Origin of the sequence: Paraflavitalea pollutisoli (genome assembly GCF_029360705.1) — a bacterium.
GTDB lineage: Bacteria > Bacteroidota > Bacteroidia > Chitinophagales > Chitinophagaceae > Paraflavitalea > Paraflavitalea pollutisoli.
Window position 1 is genome coordinate 1,863,918 of the sequence record NZ_JARKMX010000008.1, and the last position, 25,289, is coordinate 1,889,206.

27 protein-coding genes are annotated in these 25,289 nt (G+C 50.7%); 5 read left to right on the forward strand and 22 right to left on the reverse strand.

Going from position 1 to position 25,289, the window contains the following annotated elements; genetic code table 11:
• The first annotated feature begins 94 nt into the window (after positions 1-94).
• The gene (locus P2W70_RS21175; RefSeq protein WP_276483522.1) at positions 95-409 is read left to right on the forward strand and encodes a hypothetical protein; all 315 of its coding nucleotides are present in this window, start codon (positions 95-97) and stop codon (positions 407-409) included.
• A gap of 84 nt (positions 410-493) precedes the next feature.
• Here the strand turns inward: P2W70_RS21175 and P2W70_RS21180 are convergent, their stop codons facing one another.
• The 11 genes from P2W70_RS21180 to P2W70_RS21230 all read right to left on the reverse strand — a co-directional run bounded on the left by P2W70_RS21180 (position 494) and on the right by P2W70_RS21230 (position 16,435).
• The gene (locus tag P2W70_RS21180; RefSeq protein WP_276483523.1) at positions 494-3,133 is read right to left on the reverse strand and encodes a tetratricopeptide repeat-containing sensor histidine kinase; all 2,640 of its coding nucleotides are present in this window, start codon (positions 3,131-3,133) and stop codon (positions 494-496) included.
• Between the two features lie 100 nt (positions 3,134-3,233).
• A complete protein-coding gene (locus P2W70_RS21185; RefSeq protein ID WP_276483524.1) occupies positions 3,234-4,775 on the reverse strand; it encodes a glycosyltransferase family 39 protein in 1,542 nt (513 codons plus the stop codon).
• A gap of 56 nt (positions 4,776-4,831) precedes the next feature.
• On the reverse strand, positions 4,832-5,764 hold the full coding sequence (locus P2W70_RS21190; protein WP_276483525.1) for a phosphodiester glycosidase family protein: 933 nt from the start codon (positions 5,762-5,764) through the stop codon (positions 4,832-4,834).
• 109 nt (positions 5,765-5,873) lie between these two features.
• The gene (locus tag P2W70_RS21195) at positions 5,874-7,655 is read right to left on the reverse strand and encodes a hypothetical protein (RefSeq protein WP_276483526.1); all 1,782 of its coding nucleotides are present in this window, start codon (positions 7,653-7,655) and stop codon (positions 5,874-5,876) included.
• A 12-nt stretch (positions 7,656-7,667) separates the two neighbouring features.
• A complete protein-coding gene (locus P2W70_RS21200) occupies positions 7,668-8,609 on the reverse strand; it encodes a phosphodiester glycosidase family protein (RefSeq protein WP_276483527.1) in 942 nt (313 codons plus the stop codon).
• Positions 8,610-8,630: 21 nt separating this feature from the next.
• Positions 8,631-9,899: a RagB/SusD family nutrient uptake outer membrane protein gene (locus tag P2W70_RS21205; RefSeq protein WP_276483528.1), complete on the reverse strand. Its 1,269-nt coding sequence runs from the start codon at positions 9,897-9,899 to the stop codon at positions 8,631-8,633.
• Positions 9,900-9,901: 2 nt separating this feature from the next.
• Positions 9,902-13,330, reverse strand: a complete 3,429-nt coding sequence (locus P2W70_RS21210) for a TonB-dependent receptor (RefSeq protein ID WP_276483529.1) — start codon at positions 13,328-13,330, stop codon at positions 9,902-9,904.
• Positions 13,331-13,338: 8 nt separating this feature from the next.
• Positions 13,339-14,346 (reverse strand): FecR family protein, encoded by a 1,008-nt coding sequence (locus P2W70_RS21215; RefSeq protein WP_276483530.1) that lies wholly within the window; start codon positions 14,344-14,346, stop codon positions 13,339-13,341.
• Between the two features lie 164 nt (positions 14,347-14,510).
• Positions 14,511-15,092, reverse strand: coding sequence for an RNA polymerase sigma-70 factor (locus P2W70_RS21220; protein ID WP_276483531.1), 582 nt, complete (start codon positions 15,090-15,092; stop codon positions 14,511-14,513).
• Between the two features lie 137 nt (positions 15,093-15,229).
• Positions 15,230-15,844: a hypothetical protein gene (locus P2W70_RS21225; protein WP_276483532.1), complete on the reverse strand. Its 615-nt coding sequence runs from the start codon at positions 15,842-15,844 to the stop codon at positions 15,230-15,232.
• Between the two features lie 129 nt (positions 15,845-15,973).
• A complete protein-coding gene (locus tag P2W70_RS21230) occupies positions 15,974-16,435 on the reverse strand; it encodes an SRPBCC family protein (RefSeq protein WP_276483533.1) in 462 nt (153 codons plus the stop codon).
• Positions 16,436-16,806: 371 nt separating this feature from the next.
• On the opposite strand from P2W70_RS21230, the gene P2W70_RS21235 reads away from it, so the two are divergent.
• The 4 genes from P2W70_RS21235 to P2W70_RS21250 all read left to right on the forward strand — a co-directional run bounded on the left by P2W70_RS21235 (position 16,807) and on the right by P2W70_RS21250 (position 19,118).
• A complete protein-coding gene (locus P2W70_RS21235) occupies positions 16,807-17,331 on the forward strand; it encodes a TetR/AcrR family transcriptional regulator (protein WP_276483534.1) in 525 nt (174 codons plus the stop codon).
• 5 nt (positions 17,332-17,336) lie between these two features.
• Complete coding sequence (locus P2W70_RS21240) at positions 17,337-17,747, forward strand: nuclear transport factor 2 family protein (protein WP_276483535.1); 411 nt, start codon at positions 17,337-17,339, stop codon at positions 17,745-17,747.
• A 241-nt stretch (positions 17,748-17,988) separates the two neighbouring features.
• On the forward strand, positions 17,989-18,489 hold the full coding sequence (locus P2W70_RS21245; RefSeq protein ID WP_276483536.1) for a hypothetical protein: 501 nt from the start codon (positions 17,989-17,991) through the stop codon (positions 18,487-18,489).
• Positions 18,490-18,845: 356 nt separating this feature from the next.
• Positions 18,846-19,118, forward strand: coding sequence for a hypothetical protein (locus tag P2W70_RS21250; RefSeq protein WP_276483537.1), 273 nt, complete (start codon positions 18,846-18,848; stop codon positions 19,116-19,118).
• Positions 19,119-19,169: 51 nt separating this feature from the next.
• Here P2W70_RS21250 and P2W70_RS21255 read toward each other — a convergent pair whose 3' ends face one another.
• From P2W70_RS21255 to P2W70_RS21305, 11 genes are all read right to left on the reverse strand, one after another.
• Positions 19,170-19,730, reverse strand: a complete 561-nt coding sequence (locus tag P2W70_RS21255) for a lysozyme family protein (RefSeq protein WP_276483539.1) — start codon at positions 19,728-19,730, stop codon at positions 19,170-19,172.
• A 15-nt stretch (positions 19,731-19,745) separates the two neighbouring features.
• Positions 19,746-20,120, reverse strand: a complete 375-nt coding sequence (locus P2W70_RS21260; RefSeq protein ID WP_276483541.1) for a hypothetical protein — start codon at positions 20,118-20,120, stop codon at positions 19,746-19,748.
• Between the two features lie 10 nt (positions 20,121-20,130).
• Complete coding sequence (locus tag P2W70_RS21265) at positions 20,131-20,271, reverse strand: hypothetical protein (protein WP_276483542.1); 141 nt, start codon at positions 20,269-20,271, stop codon at positions 20,131-20,133.
• A 1-nt stretch (position 20,272) separates the two neighbouring features.
• Complete coding sequence (locus P2W70_RS21270) at positions 20,273-20,920, reverse strand: hypothetical protein (RefSeq protein ID WP_276483543.1); 648 nt, start codon at positions 20,918-20,920, stop codon at positions 20,273-20,275.
• Positions 20,917-21,141, reverse strand: a complete 225-nt coding sequence (locus P2W70_RS21275) for a hypothetical protein (RefSeq protein WP_276483545.1) — start codon at positions 21,139-21,141, stop codon at positions 20,917-20,919. The genes P2W70_RS21270 and P2W70_RS21275 overlap by 4 nt, the downstream gene beginning before the upstream one ends.
• A gap of 312 nt (positions 21,142-21,453) precedes the next feature.
• Complete coding sequence (locus tag P2W70_RS21280; RefSeq protein WP_276483546.1) at positions 21,454-21,642, reverse strand: hypothetical protein; 189 nt, start codon at positions 21,640-21,642, stop codon at positions 21,454-21,456.
• 10 nt (positions 21,643-21,652) lie between these two features.
• Positions 21,653-22,072 carry a hypothetical protein gene (locus tag P2W70_RS21285; protein ID WP_276483547.1) on the reverse strand — a complete coding sequence of 140 codons (420 nt, stop codon included), beginning with the start codon at positions 22,070-22,072 and terminating at the stop codon, positions 21,653-21,655.
• A gap of 11 nt (positions 22,073-22,083) precedes the next feature.
• Positions 22,084-23,250, reverse strand: a complete 1,167-nt coding sequence (locus tag P2W70_RS21290; RefSeq protein ID WP_276483548.1) for a hypothetical protein — start codon at positions 23,248-23,250, stop codon at positions 22,084-22,086.
• A gap of 3 nt (positions 23,251-23,253) precedes the next feature.
• Positions 23,254-24,378: an SGNH/GDSL hydrolase family protein gene (locus P2W70_RS21295; RefSeq protein WP_276483549.1), complete on the reverse strand. Its 1,125-nt coding sequence runs from the start codon at positions 24,376-24,378 to the stop codon at positions 23,254-23,256.
• 9 nt (positions 24,379-24,387) lie between these two features.
• Positions 24,388-24,681 (reverse strand): hypothetical protein, encoded by a 294-nt coding sequence (locus P2W70_RS21300; RefSeq protein ID WP_276483550.1) that lies wholly within the window; start codon positions 24,679-24,681, stop codon positions 24,388-24,390.
• The gene (locus P2W70_RS21305; protein ID WP_276483551.1) at positions 24,678-25,286 is read right to left on the reverse strand and encodes a hypothetical protein; all 609 of its coding nucleotides are present in this window, start codon (positions 25,284-25,286) and stop codon (positions 24,678-24,680) included. The genes P2W70_RS21300 and P2W70_RS21305 overlap by 4 nt, the downstream gene beginning before the upstream one ends.
• Between the last annotated feature and the right edge of the window lie 3 nt (positions 25,287-25,289).

Genomic DNA, 25,289 nt, shown 5'->3' on the forward strand with positions numbered 1-25,289 from the left:
CTGCTAAATGTTTAAGTTTTTCTCGCAAAGCCCGGATCTGGTTAATCAAGCGTATACGGGAACAACAATTGCAGTTTTCCCTGAAACAGTAACTATGGCTACCAAAAAGAAAGCAGCCCGCCAGCGAGCCACACCCGCCAGGCAAAAAAACGGCAGGCCAGCCAAGAAAGCCGCGGCCAAAAAGGCCTCGCTCCGGAAGAAAGCAGCGAAGAAATCCACCAATCGGAAAGTGGCGGGTAAGAAGGGGGCAAAGAAAGCGGCCACTAAGAAAAACAAACTCGGCGTAAAGAATTCATTGGTCAACAACATCAATGCCCGGAAGAAAAAGGGAACTGCCCGTCCCCAAAGCAAATCTACCATCTCCAAAGACGCCTACGAAAATATGCAGCAGCATTGGGGTGAGGAATAGAACGCCGTCGCGCAAAAGCACATCCTGTCCGGCCTCTCGCCGTGCTTGCGGCCGTTTCTTCGGTCGACGTGGTATCCGCTTACTTCAGCCCTCCTGAACAGCATCAGGGGCAGCAGGAAAACGGATCGCAATCATAACACCCGGGCGATGCTCGATATGGAAATGACCATCCAGGTCATTCGCCAGGCCCCGCATCAGGCTCATGCCCAGGGAAGGTGTCGTACCATGCGCCTGTTCCACCATGCCTTTACCATTGTCGGCGATGGTTAGCAGGAGTTGATCATCCGCCTCCTGCCGAAGGGTGATCGTGATCAGACCCGATTCGTCAAAGGCGTATTTGTAGGCATTGGTGACCGCTTCGTTCAGGATCAGGCCAATGGGCAGCGCTTTGTGTATACCCAGCGTAACCGGGGCAATGTCCAGCACGAAACGGATACCACGCCGATCATCGGTAGAATCCTGCAACCAGATGACCAGTTCGCTGATGTATTGTACCATATCGACCATGGCCGGATCATCGGATTGATACAGCTTTTTATGGATCAGCGAGATCGCATTGACACGACGCTGGCTATCGCGGATCGCCGAGATCGCTGCATCGTCCTGCAAGTGGTACGATTGTGTATTGAGCAGACTCATCACTACCTGCAGGTTATTCTTCACGCGATGATGCACTTCTTTCAACAACCATACTTTTTCGTCCAGTAACTTTTCGAGGGAATGATTCTTCGATTCGATCACCTGCTGCTGCTGTTGCAATTGCCGGTTGCTGCGTTGCTTCAGCCGGTAGCGGTTGTAGATCAGTAACAGCAACAATACCAACAACACGGTGCCTGCGACGACCAGGTTCCTTACATGGCGGGTTTGTTCCAGCAGCTGATCCTGCAAGGCCCGGTCTTTATTGAGCAGGCGGTTCGTCTCCTGGGCGTTGTGCAGGGAATCTCCCTGCAGTTTGGCATCTGCCCGGGCGGCCAGAATATATTGCTCCTGCAAACTGTCACGCTGCGCAGTTGTCAAAGCTGTTTTCCGCAGCAGATCATCATTCAGCCTCGCCCTGTCTTCCAGCCAAAGGATCTCCCGCGCCCGCTCTTCCAGCACCCGCTTTTGCTGTTCAGTTTGGTACCGTACGTTCAGTTCCTCCATCTGCCCCGTCTTCTCCAAATTAAAAACACTATCGCTGAGTTGTTTGTGCACACCGAAGTGTTGGATCGCACTGGCATAACGTCCTTGCGCACTATCGATCGAAAACCGCATATGCGCTGCCAGTACCTGCCGGTACAATGGCACCAATGCTTTGGGCACGTTCGCCGCTTTGTTCAGGTATGCTTCGGCATCATCGAACGCCCGGTTGTGGATGTGCACCTGTGCCAGATGCATATAGATATCCGCCAAAGCACCCGCATAAGCATCTCCCAGTTTTTTGGTGTGTTCAACCGCTTTCAACAGGTGTTCTTTGGCATTGATCAGATCACCCGTTTCCAGGAAAAGACGACCTGCCAGTCTTTCATAGCCAGCCACATACACCAGGTTGTTGTGCGGTACTTTTTCATACCGGTCCTGCAGGTATGCCAATGCCTTCGTAATACCCTGCCGGGCTTCCATCACCGTAGCGTACGACAAAATATAAAACCATTCCGTCGATTGTTCCGGCGCCCGGCCATCCGAGATGGTGGCCATAATCTCCACGAACTGTTCTTTCTTGCCAAAATTAGATACCACTTCCGCCAGCCTCGACCGGTACAGATTCTGCATCAGCCGGTTGGTATCCGTCAGCAGTACATTGTCCAGCGCTGCGCGCGCAAAATAAAGAGCTTTATCTGCATTGCCCTTCGTCATGTGGATCTTCGATAGCAACTCATATATAACAAACCGTTGCACACCAGCCGTCGGCACATACCGATCGTTGGCCTCCAGGAAGGAAGATTCGGCCGCGTCCAACTGGTTGTATACAATATGGATCTGCCCCTTCATGTGCAGCGCATTCACCAGGTGGTTCATATCACCCACCTGGCGGGCGGCAGCAATCTTTTGATCGATCACATACAGCTTGGTAGGCGACACCGTATCGGCCCAGCTCAAATAGGTAGAGAAAATATGTAGTATTTCCAGCTCAGCCCGCTTATCCCCTTTCTTCCGCTGATAAGTCACCATGTTCATAAAATGCTGCTTACAACGGGGCAGGTCTTTACTGATAAAGGCGCAAAAAGCCAGGTGAAACTCGGCATCATTGGCCACATCGGGATAACCATGGTCCCGCGCCAGTTCTTGCATCATATGTGCATACCGCAAGGAGCTATCGATCACTCCCGGTCCTTTGCGGGCGGATTGGTACACCCAGCTTAGGTGCTTGATCATGTTGAGTCGTTCGCGGACCTCGATATGTGGAAGCACCGTACCCAATTTAACGAGATCGCCTGCTTCGATGGCAATGCCAGCTTCCTGTCGCCAGGCCGCGGTAAGCCCCGCCGTATAGTGGAGCGCCTGGTAGATCTTGAAAGCGTGCTGCAGCAGTACCCTGGCAGAGTCGATATCGGCCACCAGTTCCTTCGGTTTGTACAAACATTGCTGTGATAGTTGTAGCATTTGCCGGGCCAGCACCGTATCGCCCGCCTGGTATACATGATCCGCCGGGAGTCCTTTCATCAATACCCCACGGTCCATGCGCTGGCCAGTGGCACACAGACAAGCAATGCTCCAGACAAAACAAACGAAAATCGCCTTCATGTAAAATGATGGTTTGAAATGGGACACCCGAAAATAATTGGTACGACAGCTATGACAGACAAGGATACGAGGGTAGACCGACAGCTTGGTGATAAAGATACTAGTTTGTTGCATTTCCTGCCGCACGTCCCCTCACTTCCACGATCTCTGCCTTTATCCGTTGACGGATATCAACCCTGGCGCCGGTGAACGTAAAAATAGCCGTACGGAATTCCCGGGCAAACGGGTTGCTGACCGAGTCCGACAACACCGCCGTCTGAAAGAACGGCCCCGTCTCTCCCAATTCATCCCGGGCCGATGCAGCCTCTTTCACGCGTATCAGGTGGTGGTAAAAATGCGTCGTATCGATCCAGTTGATATAGTCGGCATTGAAGGAAACCGCTTTGACGGCACGGGTCGTGTAGAAGTTGATGGCGCCCGCCTGGCCATAGTTGTCGCAAAGCACCAGCGCAGGTTCATCCGCCGGAAGCCCCGCATACGCAGCATCTACTTTCCGCGCCAACTCCCTCCACCCCAGCATGTCTGCAAAATCCTGGGGCAGGGCATGTTCCTTCCCATCCTCCCAGCGCAGCATACCCAGGGGGCGGTAACGTTCCTGGTGTGCTACTATGTATTCCGGGGAATGGTTGGGAAACGCCACGCGGTACATCGGAATAAACACGATCACCGGCAACAGCAGGAGAACAGGTTGCAGGTACTTCCGCCAACCCGTATCTAACACCTGTCCCAGGTACACCGCTCCAAAGGCAATGTATATCGGGTAAATGCCGATGGCATAATAATCCTTCGACCGGAAATATAAAAACACCGTAAGGGTAAAAACGATCGACCAGAAAAACACCAGGTAGGGCCGGAATGGCTTATACAGCAACAACGCCCCCACCCCTGCCACAATAACCGGGAATGCCCCGGTAAAAAACAATACCTGTGCCTGCAGAAAATCCCAGCGGTTGACATTGACCAATTGTGTGCTCGCCAACAGTTGCATATGATGCACCACCGGCCAGCCGTTTTGGTATTGCCAGATCAGGTTGGGCAGTATCAGGAGCAGCCCCAATAACAGCGCCCCGTAAAAACGCGTATGCGCGAATACCCGCCGCGATTCCGTCATGAAAAGCGCCGGGGCCATCCCCAATAACAGGAAAACAATATTGTACTTGTTCAAGAATGCGAAAGCAAAAACCATCGCACCGATATAGAGCCATTTGCCGGTCTCCTCCTGCAGGTAGCGCAGTATGCAGTAGTACAGCATCGTCCAGCAAAGCACATCGAATGAGTTGGGCTGGTAGAGGATATTCAACCGGAGCAATACCGACAACAGCACACCAGTAGCGCCCAGGATCAGGGCAAACAGGCTGCCCTTCAAGGCCTCGATGGCTTTCCATACCACCAGCAACGTGAGGGCACCAAACAACGCGGGGAAAAACCGGATCAACCACAGCGGACTACCCAGCCGAAGGATCAACCAGGAGGTCCAGGACGTAAAGGGCGGCACCGATAAATAGCCCCAGGCCAGGTGCTCGCCCTGGTCGAGGTGCAGGTATTCATCCCGCTGCAGGTCATACGCGGGACTTACCAATATATATTGCAACACAAATTTCAGCAGCAGAAAACCCAGCAAGATCCATGTTTGCTTTCTCATGTCAGATAGAATTAGTGTAACCTGCAGCTAGGCAGTTGGAAGTTACACCATATCTATCATCTTTTTCTACTGATCAGGAGTACATTGGCCACCGGTCTTTCACCGCCATGATCCCATTTCTCCATATCAGGCGCGAGATTGTCCAGGTCCATGCCCGGCTTGTACTTCGCAGAGGTCATCATTTTTTGATTGTCCGACGGGTGATTCACCACGCCATTGTCCGGGAACCCGGTCACCCACATGGTCGTAGAGCCGCCACCGTCCAGGTTCATGGCATCATCGGCACCCAACCATTTTACAAAAGAGGACAGCTCCGGGATACTCATACCGGCGGCTTTATTGTTTCGCCCGTCCACCGTGATCAACCACAAGGTATTTCCCTTTACGGCTACCGCCGTACGGGGATGCCGGTCGGTATTGAACTTGACCGTATCGTTTTGTACCACTTGCCCCCGTAACATCAACAAAGGACCACCCGCCATCACATCTTCCCCTTTAATTTGCTTTTCCCAGTCAGCACTGCCATCCCAGGCCTCGATCGTCAACCGGTTGCCATGGCATACCAACGCGCATCGCTCCCGGAAATTCCTTTCCTTACGCACTACCCAGCTGCTGTCTGCGGAACGTCCGTTTACCCGTACATAGTAAGAAGATCCACCATTTTTCATGTTGAAGAAGGTGCCATTCACGCCGGCCAGCGCCTTCGCCTCCTGCCCAAAGCGGCTGGTCAGTTTCAGCACCGAGGGGTCGGCCACTACATCCACGAGGTTATTACCACCCATCTTCACTTCCAGGAGCGTGATATTTTGATTGGCGCCAAACAGCGACTGGTCAAACCAATAGTGTTTCAATTTGACTCCCTTCGCTATTTTCCTGGAAGCCCATTTGGCACGCTGTACTGCGACAGAATCAGCTTGCGCATGAACAGCCACTGCTTGCAGGATCAGTAATACTGCCAATACTCCTTTAATCGTTTTAAACAAACTCATAGCTAGCTTTTATCAGGTTGAAATGACCCCGGCCCTGTAGCGATCCGCTACGGGCCGGGGCATGAAATAATACAGACAAGATCTTAGGACGATGGCCACAGCTGGCTGCCTACGGCAAGGCTGCGCCCATGGTTGTTTTACCCACCCGCGATTTGTTATTCTGGTCTTTCAAATAATAATTCTCCTCGAGCAACAAATTACCGGCCAATACCTGCAATTGCAGGTTCGACATGCCCAGGTTCGTGGCGGGATGACTACCGCCCACCACGGGAATGGTCTTGCAATATCCACCATAATTGGCGTAGGCGCCCAACATGGTAGTCGCATCAAAGCTTTGTCCCGCTTCGATGGCGCCATCGTAGTTATAGGTCACGCTGCCGGCTACCGTCGATTTCAGGTTCACGTTGGCACCTCCCACTTCTGTGGCATAGCCTTCATTACCGGCAATGACACAATTGTAAATATTGATGGTATTGGCAGTAGGACTGTTGTTATTGAAGATGGCCGATCCACCCGGGGTAGCCGCATTGCCCGTCCCCCCGACATTCTTGGAGAAGGTGGAGCTGATGATGTTGATGGTAGAACCACCATAGGCTGTAAGTCCCGCCCCAAAGCCAGTTACCCCACTGCTGACATTCGTGTTGTTGTAGAACGTACAGTTTACAATCGTAAACTGCGATTTCTCCCGCGAGTAGATACCGGCACCTACCCGACCGGCGGTGGTAGCACTACCCACTTTGTTATCGGCGATGGTGACATTGTAGAGGTAGTTATTGGAGACGATGCTGGTATTTAAACTATAAATACCGCCACCCACGCCCGTTACCTGGTTGCCGATGATTTCCGAATCATACATACGCAACGTACCACCATTGTTCCAGATACCCGCTCCGTTAGAAGCGGCATTGGTCAATCCGGTATTGAACGACACACTGGTATGCCTCAGGGTCACATCCGCGCTGTTAAGCAGGTAGATACCCGGAATGTGCAGGTCCGTTTTGTTTTCTGTCACCTGGCAACTCTCCATCACCACCTTCGCATTACCGATCACCATACCACCACCATAGGTTCTCAGCACCGCTACTCCATTCACGGTGACGGTACCACTACCTCCGGCATGACCTTTGGTAATGGTGAGACCTTTCAGGTTCACCTGGCGGCCAGCCACAGGCAGTGCCGTAATGACTACGGTATGATAACTGATATCGTTACCGCTCAAGGTCGTCGTATGCAGGGCCGGATTGGCCACTGCGCCCGCGGCTGCATCGGCGGGATAGCCGCCGATAACGGTCACGTTCTCATCGATCTCGAAGGTCTTATCTCCGGCCAGCGTAGCGTCACCGCCGGTAAGGGGTGCTGTAGGTAAATAGTTGCCGGCAGCCACATGGATAAAATCACCGCTGGCTGCTTTCGCCAGCGCCGCATTCAGCGTGATCGCTTTCGCCCACGACAGGCCATCGTTGGCATCGGAGCCGGTGGTCTTCACATAGTACTCCTTGTAGGTAGTAGGCAAAGGATCACCTTCCGCTTGCCGGATGATTAGCTTAACGGGCGCATCGGCCGTTACATATCCAATGATCTCCGCGGTACGGCTGGTCAGCTCCTTGTTCTGACCAATGGCAGCGCGGACGGTGCCATTACCGGTTCCGCTCGACTCCAGTAAAGTCACCCAGCTGGCCTTTGATGTGAGCCGCCACGGCAGGTTCGACTGAACAGCGATGACAATGGTATCTGCTTTATTGGGGATGGCCATTTCGGACGTTGAGAATTTGAAATCCGGTGTGGGCACCGAAAAGCTTTTCGCATCGATCTTGTAACAGGAGGCGACCAGCAAGGGCAGCATCAGTAACAAAAGCGCGGTAACCCGCAAGTGCTGTATAGGGGTAGTCATGTTGTGCTTGATTTACTTTGAAATAATCACGAGGCCGTTGGCGACCGCACGTTCCTGTCCACCGTTGTCGGAAGGCCAGTTGCGCAGCACGAAACGTTCATCAGAAAAACCAGGGGTATTGCGGATGAAGAAAGTGCTGGAGCCGCCACCATCGATATTGATGGCATCATAGGCGCCCATCGCTTTCATACATTGCTGCAGGCTGGCATAATTCATCCCGTTGGAATAATAGAAATTGCGGCCATCGATCACCATGATGTACACTTGTTTGCCGTCTTTCGACACGCCGATACAGGTGCGGGGTTCTACCGTGGCATCCGTTTGAATGGGCAACAAGCCATCATCGATCAACGTAACCCGTCCGCCTACTGCTTCCGCCAGGTTGTTCTTCACTTCATTGTACCGGGCTTCGTTGCCGATCACCGCTGTTCCATCTTTCAGTATACCGAAGAAGGTAGTGCCGGCATCGGTAAACGATGTTTTGATGGCCAGCCCCTCTTTGTATACGATACCACGGGGCGTGCCATTGGCCGTATTGAAGAAGTCTGCATTCACACCACCCCATACCTTATGCCCTTCCCGGTCTTCGTAGATGGCCTGCTTGGTCATGGGCTGCATGGCGAAGGCGGGTTTATTATACGGCGTGGCCGCTTCCAGCGTCACGGCAGGATTGGTGAGGTCTATTTCAAAAACAAACAACTTCATCGAGTTGCCCACATTGGATACATAACGTAGCTCTGTTACCTGTACACCCTCCACGAGTTTGTACGCTGTATCGGTACTCACCTGCGCGATGAGGCCCGTTTGGTCGACCAGCTTTTTGCTGAGCGCCGTTTGGGGTGTAGCCTCAAATTGATAGGATGATTTGAGCGGTCCATCTTTTTTGGTACAGGCTGGCAGCAAGGCAACAGCCAATGCCAGAGTTCCCAGGGACAATATATTGACAGCTTTCATGATTGTAGTATTGTTCGATGATTAATACCCGGGATTCGGCGTCAGGTTCGTATTGTATTGCAGCTCCCGACCCGGAATAGGCAATACCAGTTGATAGTTGAGAATACCCAGGGTGCTGATGGCCTTTCCGGCTCTTACCAGGTCATAGAACCGGAAATTCTCCCCCATCAGTTCAAGCCTTCTTTCCTGCAGCAGCGCCTCTGTAAAGGCCTCATCCGAACCAGGCGTCACATCGGTCAGGCCACGGAACCGGCGCAACTCATTCAACCGGCCCAGTCCTTCCGACCGGCCTTGTGCTTCCGCACTGATGAGATACAGTTCGCCCAGGCGTGAAATGATCACCGGGTCTTTACCGGTTTGACCGCTGGGGTATTTGTTGATGCAATTGGTGCCTGCAATATTGACCACCGACATTGCTTTGCGGGTATCGGATCCGGCAAAGGCATCTACCAATACCTGCGATAGCTTATACGTACCCTGTCCCTTGTTGGGGTGACCATAGGAATAAAACAGGTCCGAGATATTGTTGCTGGATTCTTCCGACAGGTTCTCAAAAGCAAAGATGATTTCGGTATTCGTCACCTTCCGGAAAATCTTCTCAAACGCATCCAGCTTGTACTTGCCGGAATTGATGAGGCTTTCGGCCAGGGTGGCCGCCTCTGCCTTTTTATGCTGATTCAGTTTTACGCGCGCCAGCAGCGCCGTAGCGGCATCTTTGGATACATAATAATAGTTGGCAGAGGTGCCCAGCAGGGTGATGGCATCTTGCAGGTTCTTTTCAACAAAAGCCCAGGTTTCGGCCACGGTATTCCTGGACACCTTCTCGAGGGTGTTCTTCTCCAGTACCGGTACGCCACCCCAGCGGGTCACCAGGCAGTAATAGGTATAGGCCCTGAAATAATAGGCTTCGCCCAATGTCATGTTGCGGCTTTCGGAAGGAGCCATCCTCTCGCAGACGGAGATGACATTATTGATCTGGTACAGCGATCCGTAATAGCCATTCCAGCCGGTGGTGACCTGGGTGCTCAGGGGCGACAGGATGGAATTGATCAGGTCTTTGGGCGCGTTGGTACCGGTGAAGATATCGCCCCCCAGCAGGTCAAACAAGATCCAGGAATGTACACCGGGATCGCTTTGCACATCGTTGTACACACCGAGCCGGAGTGCCGGCAGATCGGATGGCTGCACCGATTCCGGCGATATACCGGTAGTGGGGTACAGATCGAGCTTCTTCGCACAGGAACTGCCCAGCAGCACAACGCAGACAGCGAAGAAAGAAATGAGTTTCATAACTATTGTTTTAAGAAGTTAATGTTTACACCAAGGCTATAGGTACGCGGCTGCGGGTTGTTCATATTGTCCACACCGGTAAAACGTGGGTCCAGGTTGTTGTTCACATCGGGATCCCAGCCAGAATACTTTGTAACCAGGAAGAGATTGTCCACCTTCGCATACACCTGCATGCCATCGAGCTTCAGACTACCCAGTTTCAAAGAAGGAACCCGGTAGCCCAAGGAGATGGCGCGGAGGCGTAAAAAAGAGCCATCCTCGAGAAAACGGGTCGAGTTCCTCGTGTTGAACGTTTCACCGGCAATAGACCGTGGGTATACATTGGTGGTACCGGGACCGGTCCAGCGATTCACCACAAATTCTTCCTGGGCACCTACATTGCCCATTTTCGAGGTAATGTTCCGGTACGCGGCGTACACGTCCTGACCATATACATACGTGGCGAGGATATCGAGTTGAAAGTTCTTATAGGTAAAGCTGTTGTTCCAGCCTCCGAACAGCTTGGGGTTGGAGGACCCCACTACCACGCGGTCGTTGTCATTGATGACTCCATTCTTGTCGACATCGGTCCACTTGACGTCACCCGCCCGTACGCCGAGATCGTATTGCGCCTGTGGTACTTCGCCGTCATATTGGTATAGCCCTTCTGCCTGGTACAGGAAGAAGACGCCGATATCCTTACCTACCTGCAAGGCCCTATTGCCGCCGATAGAAAGCGCAGTGTTGTCACCGGTCAGCGAGAGTACCTTGTTTTTATTGGTGGCAATATTGAAGCTGGAATTCCACTTCACGGGACCCAGCCTGAAATTGCCAGACACCGTCAGCTCCAACCCCATATTCTCCAGCGAACCAATATTGCTGATGATGCTCGTCATACCCGTGGTAGCATGTACGGGCATGCTGTACAGCAGGTCGGTGGTTTTCTTGTAATACGCATCAAACGATACATCGATCTTTCTTTTGAACAGTGAGATATCGAAACCCAGGTCTACCTGGTCGGCTTTTTCCCAGGTCAGGTCCTGGTTGCCGAACGACGAGGCAGAAATACCGCTCTTGTTGCCATAGTTCTGTCCGCCCGAGATCAGTGGCAGGTACGCATAGCTGCCAATGCCTTCCTGGTTACCGGTTTTACCATAACTGGCCCGTAGCTTCAGGTCGAGGTCGGCCTGCTGCAGGAATTTTTCCTTGCTCACATTCCAGCCGAAAGAGATGGAGGGAAACAAACCCCAGCGCTGGTCCTTACCAAATTTGGAAGAGCCATCGGTACGGAGGGATGCGGTCAGCATGTATTTATCGGCCCATGACACGGTGCCCCGTCCAAAATAAGATTCCAGGGCATACTCCGATTTGTTACCGGCTGCAGTAAAGATCTCCGACGCTACAGAAACCACCGCAAAGGAAGGTGACGGAAAGCCACGGGCATCCACATTTGTGTTCTCGATGGTTTGTTTCTGGTACGAATAACCGGCGAGGGCATTCACCGTGAGGTTGTTGAATTTCTTATCGAAGTTCAGGGTCTGCTCCGACAGGTAGTTTTGAATAAAGCGGTTGTTGTCGAGCAACCGGCCAACCCCGGTACCATACGGGTGGATGAGGTTGTAGTAGGTATAATCGCGGGTATAGGTCAGGTCGGCGCTGTACGACGACTTGAACGATAAGTAAGGCGTAAAATTCACCTTACCATAGTAAGTGCCGAGGTACCGGAAATTGTCGAGGTAGGCGATCTCCTCATTCAGGATCTGCGCGGCATTGTGGTAGCGCAATTCATCCGTACCGCCCACATAGTAGTCGCCATTGGGTTTGAAAGGCCGGTCGAAGGGACGTTGCAGGATGGAGCGGCCAAAGATGGTGGAACCCATTTCCGGACCGGGCACCTGGTTGTTGCGCAGGTAATTACCCATATTGTTGGCCCCTACTTCGAGCCAGTCGGCAAACTTATGATTGAACTTTACATTGATGTTGTACTTCTTGATCGAATTGGTTTTTACCACCCCTTCCTGGTCGGTATAGCCCAGTCCGAAATAGTATTTCGATTTAGTGTTGCCGCCCGACATGGAAGCCGCGATATTCTGAAAATAGCCCTTTTGAAGGATCAGGTCCAGCCAGTCAAAATCGGGCATATCGCCAAACGGGTTGGAGATAGGAACTTTATAAGCCGCATCACCGACCGACAAACCGTATTGTTTGTTGTAATTGCTCTGGCCATCATTGAAGGCATCGATCCAGTCTTTGGAGTTGGCGAACTTTAACTTATTCCGGTTCGGCAATTCCGAAAAACCCGTGGTATAGTTGAGCTGCACATTGGTGCGGCCTTCTTTACCCGATTTAGTGGTGATCAGGATAACGCCATTGGAAGCCCTGGAACCGTAGATGGCAGCCGAGGCAGCATCTTTCAATACATCGATGGATTCAATGTCCGCATGGTTCAGGGTGGCGAGCGGACTATAATCTTCGCCAAAACCATACAGCGACGAACTGGCCATATTGATGGGCACTCCATCTATTACGTACAATGGTGTGTTGCCGGCGGTGATCGACGAGATACCGCGGATGCTGATGCGCTCACCGGAAGCGAGGTTACCAGAGCCCAGCGTCACGTTGACCCCGGCCAGGCGGCCTTCGAGCAAGCGTGTAGGGCTCGCTACCTGCCGCACGTCTTCATCTTTGACCTTGTAAGAACCGACGGAACTCGTCATTAAAGATTTACGTTGCTTACCATAGCCGATGACGACGGCTTCTTCCAGTTGCTGGTTGGCGGGTGTGAGGCGAACGACCAACTGGATGGTTTCACCGGGTGTCGCATCTACATTGGTGAGTTGTTTGCGTTGTACGGGAACCAGCGTATAACCGTTCTGCTGGGCACGCAGTGCCAGTTCCATGGGTTCATAGCTCACCATCGAGATGACAATGACCGCATTGGCCGGCAGGTTCTCGAGCGTAAACCGTCCCGATTCGTTGGTGGTCACGGTTTGCGTGGTTCCCCGTACGGTGAGGGTAGCGCCGCCCAGCGGCTTATCGGTACCCTCTTCCAGAATTTGTCCGTTGATAGTGGCCGGCTTGAGGGCCTGTGCTTTGGGCACGTTATTGACGGCTGCCTTTGCCGGAGGCGGGCTGGATTTCTTTCCGCTGATGACCACCTGGTCGCCTACCCAGGTATAACCCAGCGGGGTGCGTGCCAGCAATTGGTCCATGGCAGCTTGTACCGTAATACCTTTCTTATGCAGGGTGACTTTGGTATCGGCATACCGGAGAAAATCTTCTCCGTAGGCGAAGTTGACACCACTTTGTTTTTGAATAGTGACAAAGGCTTCTTTCAGGCTGGTGCCCTGAATAGCCAGGTCGATTTTAGTGCCGGCGCTGTTTTGTGCGGGCAATACGAGGCTACTGACTGTACAGAGTACAATCAGTAAAAGCTGTAGCGCTCTTACCATAAGATCATCTAATTAGAGTTGTAAATCGAGTATGTTTGGTTGTTATCAATCTCGTACCTGAACTGTCCGGCGACAGCCAGTACCTGCATCACCTGTGTAGCCGTTTTATTGGCTGAGAATGTGCCGCTGATGATCCGTTGGGACACTTGTTTATCTTTAAAGACGATCTGAATACCGTACCGCGATTGCATTTCTGCAGCGATGCCTTGCATACTTTGTTGCTCAAAGAACAATTCACCATTCTTCCAGGCCAGCAGGCGGGCAATGTCTACCTTACCGAGGGTAGCTTGTTGTTCTTTTGCTGCCCATTTCACTTTGTTGCCCGGGGTTAGCGTGGCGAAGGTTTTGCCTTGTTGGCTCACCCCTACCTTACCGGTGGCCACTGCCACTTCCACGTTACCGCTATCGAGGGTACTCACCCGGAAAGAGGTCCCCAATACGCGGGTAGCCACGGCGCCGGTATGGATAATAAAAGGTTTTTCCGGATTGCGTGTTACCTCGAAGAATGCCTGGCCTTCCATATCTACTTCCCGGGTATTGCCGGTAAAGGTTTCGGGATAACTGATGGTACTGCCGGCCGCGAGGTAAATGACACTGCTGTCGGGCAATTGGTATTTCACCGGTACGCCGTGCTGGTTCGTTTGCACGATGCGGGCGATGGCCAACGGTTCTGCTTCAGGCTTACGGACTACCTTATACAAGACAGCAGCAGTGACCAGCAATAATACCAGCCAGCTGGCGGCGTGCCGGTAGCGCTTTAGGTGAACCAGGATGGAAGGTCGTGGTGCGGGCTTATCAGCCGCCATACGGCCTGCTACGTTGGCTCTCATGCGCTCGTAAGCTGCTGCAGCAGCATCCTCCGGAGCTATCGGTTCGTCCCACTCCTGTTGCGCCAGATCCTGCAGGAACTGTGCGGCCCCGGGTGACCGCAATAATTCCTGGGCCTGCCGCCTTTCGGCGTCCGTACAGGTATTATGAAAATAGCGTAACAGTAATTGGCGTTCCGACTCGGTCATAGGTTGGTATAATTAGGCATCTGGATATCCCTTCGTATATATAGTCGTAAGAAAATAGACGGACTACCAATGCGGGTCAAAAAAAAGATAAAAACTGTTCGGGGGAGGCGCTGCGGCTGGTGGCAAGAACTGATCTACAGTAAGCCGATCTGGCGCCCGGGTGATCAGGACTGGCAAAACAACAGGAATAACAGGAAAGGAATGCTTTTGAGCTGCGTGCGGAGAAACTGGAGCGCCGCGTTGATGTGGTTCTTGACGGTGTTGGTGGAAATATTCATCTCGGTGGCGATCTCTGCATAACTCATGTCCTGTTCGCGGCTGAGGCGGAAGACCTTTTGGCGTTGGGGGCTGAGTTGGGCGAGCTGGGCCTGGTAATGGTCCTGGGCGTCTCTCAGAAGGACGGGGGTGTCGGCCGTATGATCCGTGGCGAGCGCATCTTCCGGCAGATCATGAATACTGACCCCACCTACGACTTTCCTGCGTAAGCAATCGACTGCTTTGTGGTGCATGGCGCGAAAGAGGTAGGTAGAGAGGCTGGCTTCGATGGTGAGCTCGTGGCGCCGCTGCCAGATGCTGAACAGGATGTCGGAGACCAGTTCTTCCACGACCCGTTCATCTTTGAGGTAACGCAGGCCCATGCGGTGCAGCTTGCCAACGTAGCGATCAAAGAGGGCGTTGAATGCCCGCAGGTCGTTACCGGCACAAAGTTGCAAAAGATCAGCATCGGATACCTGACTGTACTCCATCGAAAACAAAAACTACTTTGGTAGAAAAGTTACGCAAAACTATAATAATGTCGCACAAACTTTTCCCCGGAATGTTACCATAGTTTTAAGTCTTGGGGGGCGGAGCGAAGAAACAATGGGCGGGGGATGTTCAAAGCCTATGGTTTCGGCTTCAGGTGTTTCCAGTCAACGTGATTATTTTCAAACCGTTCCAGATTTGCCTGGTAAACACCCAGGTCAACGAACTTCCCGATTAAAGACAGCTGGTCGGGCGCCTTCTGTAAAGTCGGCAGTTGAGTATGGTAAACCTGAAGGCCGTCAAAGTTAACCGCGCACCTCAGCGTCAAAAAACCGTCTGCATCCAGGTTGACGGTTTCCATATCAAATTCGGGTGCTATTCGTAATTCTATGTCAAAGGTTGTCCCATTTAATGATAGGAACTTCACCTCCGAATTGAACTGCTGGTGTTCAAACCCAAGGTATATTGTCCCCTGTGCGGTCCCATCCTCATAGGAAAGACTAAACTGCTTGTTGACGAGGTTCTTCCAATTACTTTCCTGCCGGCCGCCGAACTGATCCTTCAAAATCATCCAATCTATAATAAAGGATGTTACTGTCGGCTGCTCCACATAGTCGTGTCCGCTGTTGAAGGGGGCTAGCGGGATATCCATTGAATAGTAAAGCGACAGTGGTAGATTGATATGATGATTCTCCCAAAGTTTACAGCTCATTTGACCTGCGAGCGGGTTAATATCCTCTACATCCAATGGCATGGTACAATTTTTCGTTAGGGGTTAAGTTGGTGTTCTGATTGTTTCATTTTCACCCACGGGCAAGCGGCAATATAGCGAATTAAAGATTTAAAAGGCAGCTTAACAAAGCAAAGCCAGGAGCGCGTAGAACTATACGCTTTCGAGGCATTTCTTCAATTGTTGCAGGTATTTTTTCAGATCACGGTTGGCCTTCCAGGAAATGATCAACCGGGGTAAACTGACCCCAACCGCAAACGCTACAATGCTTTTATCAAACTCGAGTTGATAATCCACCGTAGTTGCATGATCAGCAGCAGACCGCACGCTGCGCTGACTTTTCAGGTAAAACATGGAATGACCGGGTGTTTCAAAGACGGCCGAATCATTGGGTATAAACTGAACGCAGGTTAGCTCCAATAAGTTATTGGGTGTGCGTTTTGACAGGTAAGCATATTCAGCAACAGTAACCCCCTCTTGCAAAGGTCCCGCTACTTCGCTTTTATTGATTTCTTTTCGCCATAAAGCGTCATTAGCTGGGTTGGCGAAAAAGTCAAATACAGTTGTCACGTCGTTATTGATCAAAATTGTCCCGGAGACATTTATCAAATCCATTGTTATCATTTTGCACTTATTAAAAGAGGTCGTCACAGTACCTGACTCAACCAACAAATCTACCCACACGGCTTCAGGGATGAGCCGACCAGTCGTATGAATGGTTGAAATGGAAACCTGAGATGGAATATTTGATGGCGGCGTGAAAGGTGCTGGTTTTCCACACGCATCCTACGGCCCGGGCATGCTCCAGGCGAAATGAACTCTTCTGACCTATTACCGGCAACACTATCAATACTTTGAGTTTTGTAAAGTACAAAATGGAGCGTGTGCGGAATACTCCTCAGAAAAATAGTTTCACAAAAAAACAGACAGACTTGTCTGTTCATATTCTTTTATCTGTACCTTTGCTTTCATAAAGCGCAAGGCCTATGATCAGTCCCAAAGAAAGAATAATTGATACCGCCTCACTCCTGTTTCACCAGCAGGGCTACAACAGCACAGGCATCAACCAGATTATCAGCGAAGCCAATGTTGCCAAGGCAAGTTTTTATCAGCACTTCAAATCAAAGGACGAGCTATGTATTGCTTTCCTGAATGCCAGGCATGAGTATTGGTTTGCTGAATTGACGACCTATTGTGCAAAATCAAAAAGTACCAAAAAACGAATCTTGAACGCCTTTGATTTCATTATCTATATGAATGAAAAAGAAGACTTCAGGGGTTGCAGCTTTTTGAATATGCTGTCTGAAATATCAAAGGAACAGGATTCAATTCTGGCTGTTATACAAGCGCATAAAAGTGACCTTAGAAAATTCTTTGAAAAAGAAGTTGGAGCAGAAATATTAGCCGCGCATATCTACCTGTTGTTTGAAAGTTCAATAATAGAAAGTCAACTCTTTAAATCAAACGAGTTGGTGGAGAGATCGAAAAAAATTGTAAACACTTTAATTTAAACAAGATGGAACAGAAACTTCCTTTGCCTCCATTTACATTGGAAACAGCAAAACAAAAAATCCAACTGGCAGAAGATGCCTGGAACAGCCAAAACCCCGAAAAAATAGCACTGGCTTATACCATCGACAGCGAGTGGCGCAATCGAAACGTGTTTGTCAATGGACGGGAAGAAATAGTGAAGTTCTTGGCTGAAAAATGGAAGAAAGAATTTGACTACAAACTAAAGAAGGAATATTGGGCGCATACCGACAACAGAATTGCCGTAAGATTTGAATACGAATATAAAAACAAAGAGGGTAAGTGGTTCAGAGCGTACGGTAATGAAAACTGGGAATTTGATGAGAACGGTTTAATGAAAAAGCGATACGCCAGTATCAATGACCTCGAAATTAATGAGGGAGACAGGTACCTTTAATACAACTTTCACAAAAGAGAAATAGAAAGTGCTAACTTATAATGGCACTATCTTTTTGCGACGAGAACCTGGAGCTACAAACCTGGTATTGATCCGAAGCCGGATGCCTAGCCTGAAAAAAGAGCCCCACCAATGCTATCATGAAAGTGACCCCTTCACCAAATTTCTGTCTCACGGACCGGATCAGGTGTTAGACGGAAATAGAGTATATTACCATAACTAACCCGTAAGACGTCAAAACATGGATACACTTCAACGCTATCGTTTCAACACGGCCCAAGGCATCTTAGAGTTGGCCTGCATCGATATAGCCGAACCCAACAATGGTCGGATGCTCTATGAAGTGAAACTATCGCTGAATGATACGGATGTGACGAAAAAATACTTCGGTTCATGGAGTTACATCAACATGAACCTCTCCGAGTACACGCCAGTTTCGGCTGATAAAAAATGGATATATATTCCTAATGAGTCCAACCATTTTTTGATAAATGCAGATACACTTGAAAAAGTAGAACTTCCCACCGCAGCATTCTTTAAAGCGAACCAGTTCACAGACGATTATTTATTGGTCCATACGTCAGGCAGCATCGTTTCCCGCAATCTTCGGAAGGGTAAAAACCAAACTTGGGCCCAGGAGTCGGCCCATATCTACTTTGAAAGTATTAAGCAGGTCTCATCCAGGCGTCTTATTGCCCAACTGAACAACGGTAAACAAATGGTGCTACTGTTGGAAGAATAGCAAATCCCCCAACTCTTCAACCTGATCCCAAACAAGTTTGCCGCGCTGCACAACAAAAAAGCCCTCAGCAAATGCTGAGGGCTTTGTGACCCCGTCTGGATTATTCAAAATGATCCTGTCGCTTTTGCCTTACTCAAAGACCTCCACCATGCTAACGCATGGTGCGGGCTTTTTTGCTGTTACGCGCTGGCAAACAAGTTTGCCGCGCTGCACAACAAAAAAGCCCTCAGCAAATGCTGAGGGCTTTGTGACCCCGTCTGGATTCAAAAACAGTTTGAAACAATCTGATTATCAAACAATTGCGTAATTATTGGTAAAATGGTAAAACAAAAGCGCCCTTTTTATACCTTCGACGAATGGATAAACAACTTCGCAACGAGGCAATAAAGACGCTTATAGGCACCGGCAAAATAAAAGAGTTCAGGGATATTTTCAAGAAGTATGGCTATCCCAAAAGTCTCCTGGTGACCAAGGGCGGGTTCGCCAATGAGACCGTCAATAAGGCACTGGAAAACCCTGACATGCTCCGGATCAGCCAGGTGAAGCTTATTGCCAAGCATTTCAACGTGCCTACCTTTACAATTCTTGATCTGATTCTGACCCAGACAGGCGAGGACTGGGGAAAATAAAAAGCCCCGGTAAGACTACCAGGGCCAAAACTACCTGCTACAAAAAATCGCTTAAATACTTCGGGCGATTTCACGGAATCGCCAAACTTCTTTTGAGTAATTCTTTTGATGGGTTCTGCTGTCGATATCCTGGCCGGCCAGTAGTACTTTTTGCACGTTGCCCTCGCCACAATTGTATGCTGCTGTCACTGCCCTGGCCAAGCTATCACCGGTTAACGCCGGGAATTTAAGCTGCAGGTATTTCCGCTTCCCTTCCAGTACTTCAATTGCCTTTACGCAGGTCTTGTACGGATCTTTCCAGGCACCCGATTTTACAAACTCAGGGAATGACCCGATATCGATCTGCCAGTAACCAAAGCCATGGTAAGACTTTTCCCTCTCTCCCGGTCGTTGGCCATAATCACCCCTCATAAGGGGATGTATAGCCTCTGGTTTTGCGTTTTGAGCCATGTATCGAGCAATAAGGAACCCAGTTTCCCGGTAGGCCATAGCAGCCAGCCAGTCTGTCGTATACATCAGATCGGGATTTTTAGCCTTCGCCTCGGTCAGTGCCTTATCGATGATCGGTCCCAATTCCTTCAGTATCCAGGCGATTGCTTGCTTTTCTGTCATAAGAAGGTTTTACGGTTATTTGGAAGTGGTTTTTATCCCGACCCCACCATTGGCCTTATCAGTGCAAGCTCTACCCCATGGTCCACAAAGGCATATAAGGGCAATGGCGACCAAAAGTATTGTCGTCCACATATTCCCCCTGAGTTTTCGCCCGAGTGTTCCTGCCCCTGTATAATTGGCGTAGGCGACGTAGCCAGCAACTGCTGCTCCGACCAGGCCCACCAGAGCCCACACCCAGAATCCCGCACCGTAACTTTTCACAACCTCCCACCCGGTGATCTCATAGTTCAAGTACTCGCTTTTGGTAAATAAAAATGCCAGAATAGCAACCAGGAAAATGGTAGCAATAGCCACTGCCAGAATCTTGGGTGCGTTGTCTTTCTTTGCCATAAAATATGATTTAGTGAATGATATGAGTTGAATCAATGTGTGCTGAGTCCACCGCAGGCCGGGCAGGTGCCGCTTCGCGGTCATCTTCTTCCTTTACTTCGACCGTGGGAAGGCAGGAAGAAATCAGCAACAGGAACAGTAGGTATTTCATGCTATTTGAAGATTAATAGTCCCCCAAGAACGGCGGCGCCGGCGGCAAGAGCTCGGCTCAATGTCCGCTCTCTTTTTAACTTTTTGCGGGCCTTTGTGTAGTCGGAAGACAGTTTAATGTATTTGTCGTAGGTTAGGCTGTTGGCAGATCTAAGCTGAGTGATAAGATCCTGCCGGCTTTGCAGCAGGGAGTCTTTAGCATCCAACTGGGCTTCCTGGGCGGCGTCCACCGAATCGGCGTATACTTGGTACATCTCAATAACTTCGTCCTGCAGGCGTGTTCGATCCTGAAGAGAGTCGCAGGCTGATATATATCCGACGGTGTCCCTATTAGCGCGGGCTGTATCCAGCTTGTTGCTTATACGCTGTCGGTCCTTTCGGAGGCCGGCCAGCTCCCTATCGACCACCTCCTTCTTGTTTTTCAGATCGGTTGTAATAGACTGCAGCGAGTCAGCCCGGCGCACCAGGCGAATGGAGTCTGCAGCCTTGGCAAGCTCAACTTTTTGAAGTTGTTCTTGCACGGCCTTGACCTGTTTTCCGTCTTCTTTATTCGGCGGCAGGTTGGCCCCACCCCGGAAGATTATCGCTCCCAGGATGATCCCCACGGCAATAATTGCGGCGAGGTAGTAATGTCCTTTTGTTATTTTCATAAAACTTTTTCGTTTCCCTTGTCAAAATCACGCTGGCGCTCCATACGCTCGATCCTGCGTATTCTATAGTCCTCATAGGTTTTAAAGGCCTTGATTACGGCAACAGCAACACCCACTATACCAAGGGTCACGGATATGATATTGCCCAGGTTGGCAAGGAATCCAAGCACGTAAACAGTCAATCCCAAAGTGTTCAGCATGTACTTTAGCGTCTCGGCCATTTTATAGTTATTACTCCGATTGATAGAATAAATAGTGAACCCACTATGCTGAGTGTCTTTTGTTCGCTGAGTACTCCCGTTACCACCAGCGCCGTGTACACCCCTTTGAAGATTGCTATCCATTGAAAAGCTTTAAGAATCCCTTTGTATTGTCGATACTTTCCAGGCAATAGGCCGACTATCGCCCGGAAAGTTGTTGCGATGAATATCGCCATCATAGAATAGTACCAGACGTAGTAAGCGTCAGAGTGTGATCCCCATACGTAGTTTACAATATTCCAAACCACGAAAACGAGTATCACTTCGATCCAACTACTGTCCGTCGCCCGGAAGCGGTGGAGGTGGTTTCTTAGGTACTTCAATGCCACCAGGATCTTCTTCATCTGTAAGGTTTAATTCATCCCCTTCGGGGATTCCGATTTCATGGCCTTCCTTCAGTCCCCAGTCCTTCAGGTCAGGGTTTCTTTCAAGGTCATCGGCGGTCAGCTTGCGCTTTTGCATATATCTGGTTTTAGTTCGCCTTTGGGTCGGTAACAACCGGCTGATCAGGCGCCAGCCTTTGGTTGAGCCTATCCGCGCTTCGCTGGCTTGCGAGGATGCCGATGTTCTTTAACCACATGGCAGCCCTATCGATCACCATCCCGACGCCTATTGCGGCCAGGATCATTATATCAAGGCCGACATACTGGTACGTGATTCGGATCAAAAGCGGCACAGCAAGGAAGTTTGCAAGAATCCGCTTCCAGTTCGCAGCAAGCAGAAAGGCCCAGCTGAATTTCACTGGAGTAGCTGTGCTCGAAATGTTTCGGTTGCTAGCATCGATAAGCAGCGAAATTGTCGCTGAGACATAGGCAATCACCAGGTACCCCATAAAGAAGCCAATCGGTCCAGGACCAATGACTACTGCCCAGAAATCAGGATTTTTATTCATAAAGGATTAATTTATTCAGTTACTACAAGCTTCCCATCGACAACAGACACCTTTGCGGTACCGGTAGTGCCATCAGAATACTTCAATACGATGGAGCCAGTTGCTTCTGTGAGCCTTCGAGTTTCCGGCTCTATAGCGATACCATCCTCCACAATCAGCTTCCGTGTATCTGTCTTTACCTTGCCGTTGACGGTCAGCGTGACCTGGTATTCGCCCGGGACCAGCCCGCTAAGCAGCTTTTTAGGGCCGCCACCGGCACCGCCCTGGAGCTTATGGCTGTACCAGGGTGCAGTTGTCCGGCTCACCTCCCAGTAGTACTCCGACGCCCCTACGCTGGCCGACGCATCAAGCTCGAAGGCTGAGCCTGACGTTTTTGTGTCTTTGACATTGAAGTCGGCCTTTACTGTCGTGGAAGGGGGGGGATCCACAGGCTTAGTAGGCGTTAATGTAGAAGACCTGGTAAAAGCAATCCGCTTGGTCGTAGAGTTTGCGGCCATCCACTGCCAAGTGTTTTCTTCAGCCAATATCTCATTGAACCCGCTATGTGCGTGGCCGGAGTACACGATCAGATAGGCCGGAAATTCCGGCTTGTATGCGTTCACCTTTGCCACGAAATCTTTGACATTGGCGGGGCTTACCGTGTCGTCGATCTCGCAGGTAGTGCCGATCACTTGCAGCCTGGCGTCGGCTACATTCTTATGCGTGGTAGCCCAGTTCACTGGAGCCGCAGCGATCGCGCCAGCAAGACTGGCGGCATCAGTCACAGAGGCGGTCACCTTCTTCAAAATAGCGCCGCCGCCCAAGGAGAAGCCAGCGATATACAAACGCGTCTGGTCAACGCTAAAATCCGCGCTGACCTGCCCCAGCACATAGGTGAAATCATTGGGTTGAAACGAATCGGGGTAGTTGACGGTCACCAGGTGGAAGTCGTACTTGGCGGCCAACACCTCTATGGTAGTATTCTCAAAGGCATATTGCCTTGGCAGCGGCCCTGGCCCGTCATAGTCAAAGCCGTCGATCAAATTGATCAGGTTGTCTACCTGGCCCGCCCCGCGCTCACCAATGCCGTGGACGCACAATAGTACGGGCCTGGTTGTTCCCTTGGCTGGCCGGATGGCAAAGCCTTCTTTGGCGTCGCTTTCGCGCTTATAGTAATGTACTCCGTTAATAATTTCCATATATTATCGTGTTAATGCTCTTAATATATCAGTCCGGTAGTCGGGATTCGCAACATGATCTTTGTACGCCTGCCCCATGGCGTTTATCCAGGCAAAAGTGCCCGGGTGGACGCCGTCGTTGAGGTTGTAGTTGGCTAGGTTCTTACGCCCCGTCTCGTCGATGGTATTGCCAAAAGAGCAATAGCTGAGGTTCCTTAGCCCTGTATCCCTCATCGCGGTAACCCATGCACCCATTGCGTTTCGAAGGGTTATCGCCCGGGCATTCACCGCATCGTCATACAACGGGGCGCAGCCGGTGAAAATAATATGTGATGTCCTGTTGCGGCGCAGTAGGTTGTAATACGCCCGCTCCAGGTACTGTGTAAAGACATTAGGGTCCATGCTATTCAGCGCCTCGTTGGTGCCAAAGGCGTAGGTGATTATATCGGCCTTGCCGACGTCCAGCTGCCTGTTCTTCATCCACTTTTCAAAGTGCGTCACGTCCCGGCCGCCATAGGCTTTCATGATCGTGCCTACTATCTCAAAGCTGTTCTGTTCGATTAATATATCATTCAGCGCATTCTCCAGCTGAAACGTATGCACATCATCCGCCAGAAACTGCCGCAGAGGTAGGTTCTTACCGGTGCTGATACTGTCACCCAGAATAAGCAACCCCCGGGTGGCGTTGGTATTGAGCGCTCCCATGCTGATCCGTTTGGGGTTGATCCACGACGCCCATATCTTCACCTCCGGGCTGCCTACGGCCTCCGTAGTCGTCACCCGCACCTCTTTGGAGTTGATCAGGTAAATGTCCATGGGGATGTTGTAAGTGCCCGCCTGGTTGATGCGGATGGTCCACCCCTCGTCGCTGGTGGTATAAGGGTTGCCGGAGGGGTAGTTATTGGTGCTGATCAGCAGGTCAATGTCCCGGCTTACTTTTACTACCAACCCGTCACAGTGGGTAATCGTACCCGCAAACTGGCTGACGTTGGCGATATTCCCAAAAGCGCCTGCCACCGGCACCGTACCGGAAAAGCTGAACGGCAAAAGCTCAACAGGCCAGCTCTCCTGGAAACGCTGCAAACCGTGCAGCGCACCGTTATTTACCCGTCCTATACCCCTTGTTTTAAACCCTGCTGTACGTCTCATGTCGTTTGTTTAAAGATCAAAGTCTACTGCTACCTGCCCGACACCTTCGCCAGGCACATACATCAGCACTACATCTGTGTCAAAGGCATAGATGTCATCCTGCGCTATATAGGCGAGTAGCGGTGCGTCTGGGTTGTCTGTTATTGCCGTTTGGAAATCTTCTCCGGTGGCAAATTCCGGGGCCACTCCGCCGCCAGCCAATAGGAACAGCAGCACGCTGTTCAGCCGCACATTGGTAAAGGCGTCCACCGCGCTGTTACGGATGTATTGTTGCGTGATCTGTATGGCTTCTTGTTGGGTCATCGTTCTGTTATTAATACGGTAACGGAGGCTCCTGACAGGTTCGCAAATGTGGGCAGCAGTCCTACTATATCTGTACGCCTACGAACGTTTATCGTGCAGCCTGTAGTACTGATAGACATAACACGAATAAAATCATTGTCTGCTGGGTTTATCAGCTGTGCCTGCACGTCTGGTGCCGTAGAGAAGGCGACCGCAAATGTGACAACATAGTTACCGGAGGCGTTCGTGGTGCCAGAAAATGACTCGTGTCGTTTAATAGCTGGCTTATTAGACAAATCATTATACGACCCAGAGGTGGCGACGCCAGCAAATGTTGGTTTATTAAGAATTGTAGCCCTGCTACCTGCAATAGAACTATTCCAATCAGGATTGTCCCCCACATAAAGTATCCACCTGCCGGTAGCGCCTGCAAGTGTCTGCTTTATAACCAGCGGGAAGTTGTGCGCAGCTGACGATGACAAGTCCCATATGTAAACTGCGTTGAATCCGTCTGCGCGTACCGTATGCCCCAGAAGCTCCAGCTTGGCCAGGTCTGACCATGTAACATTAGGGTGCGCCATTATCTCCGCCAAAGTCTCTACTTGAATTTGAAATGTTGACGTCATGGT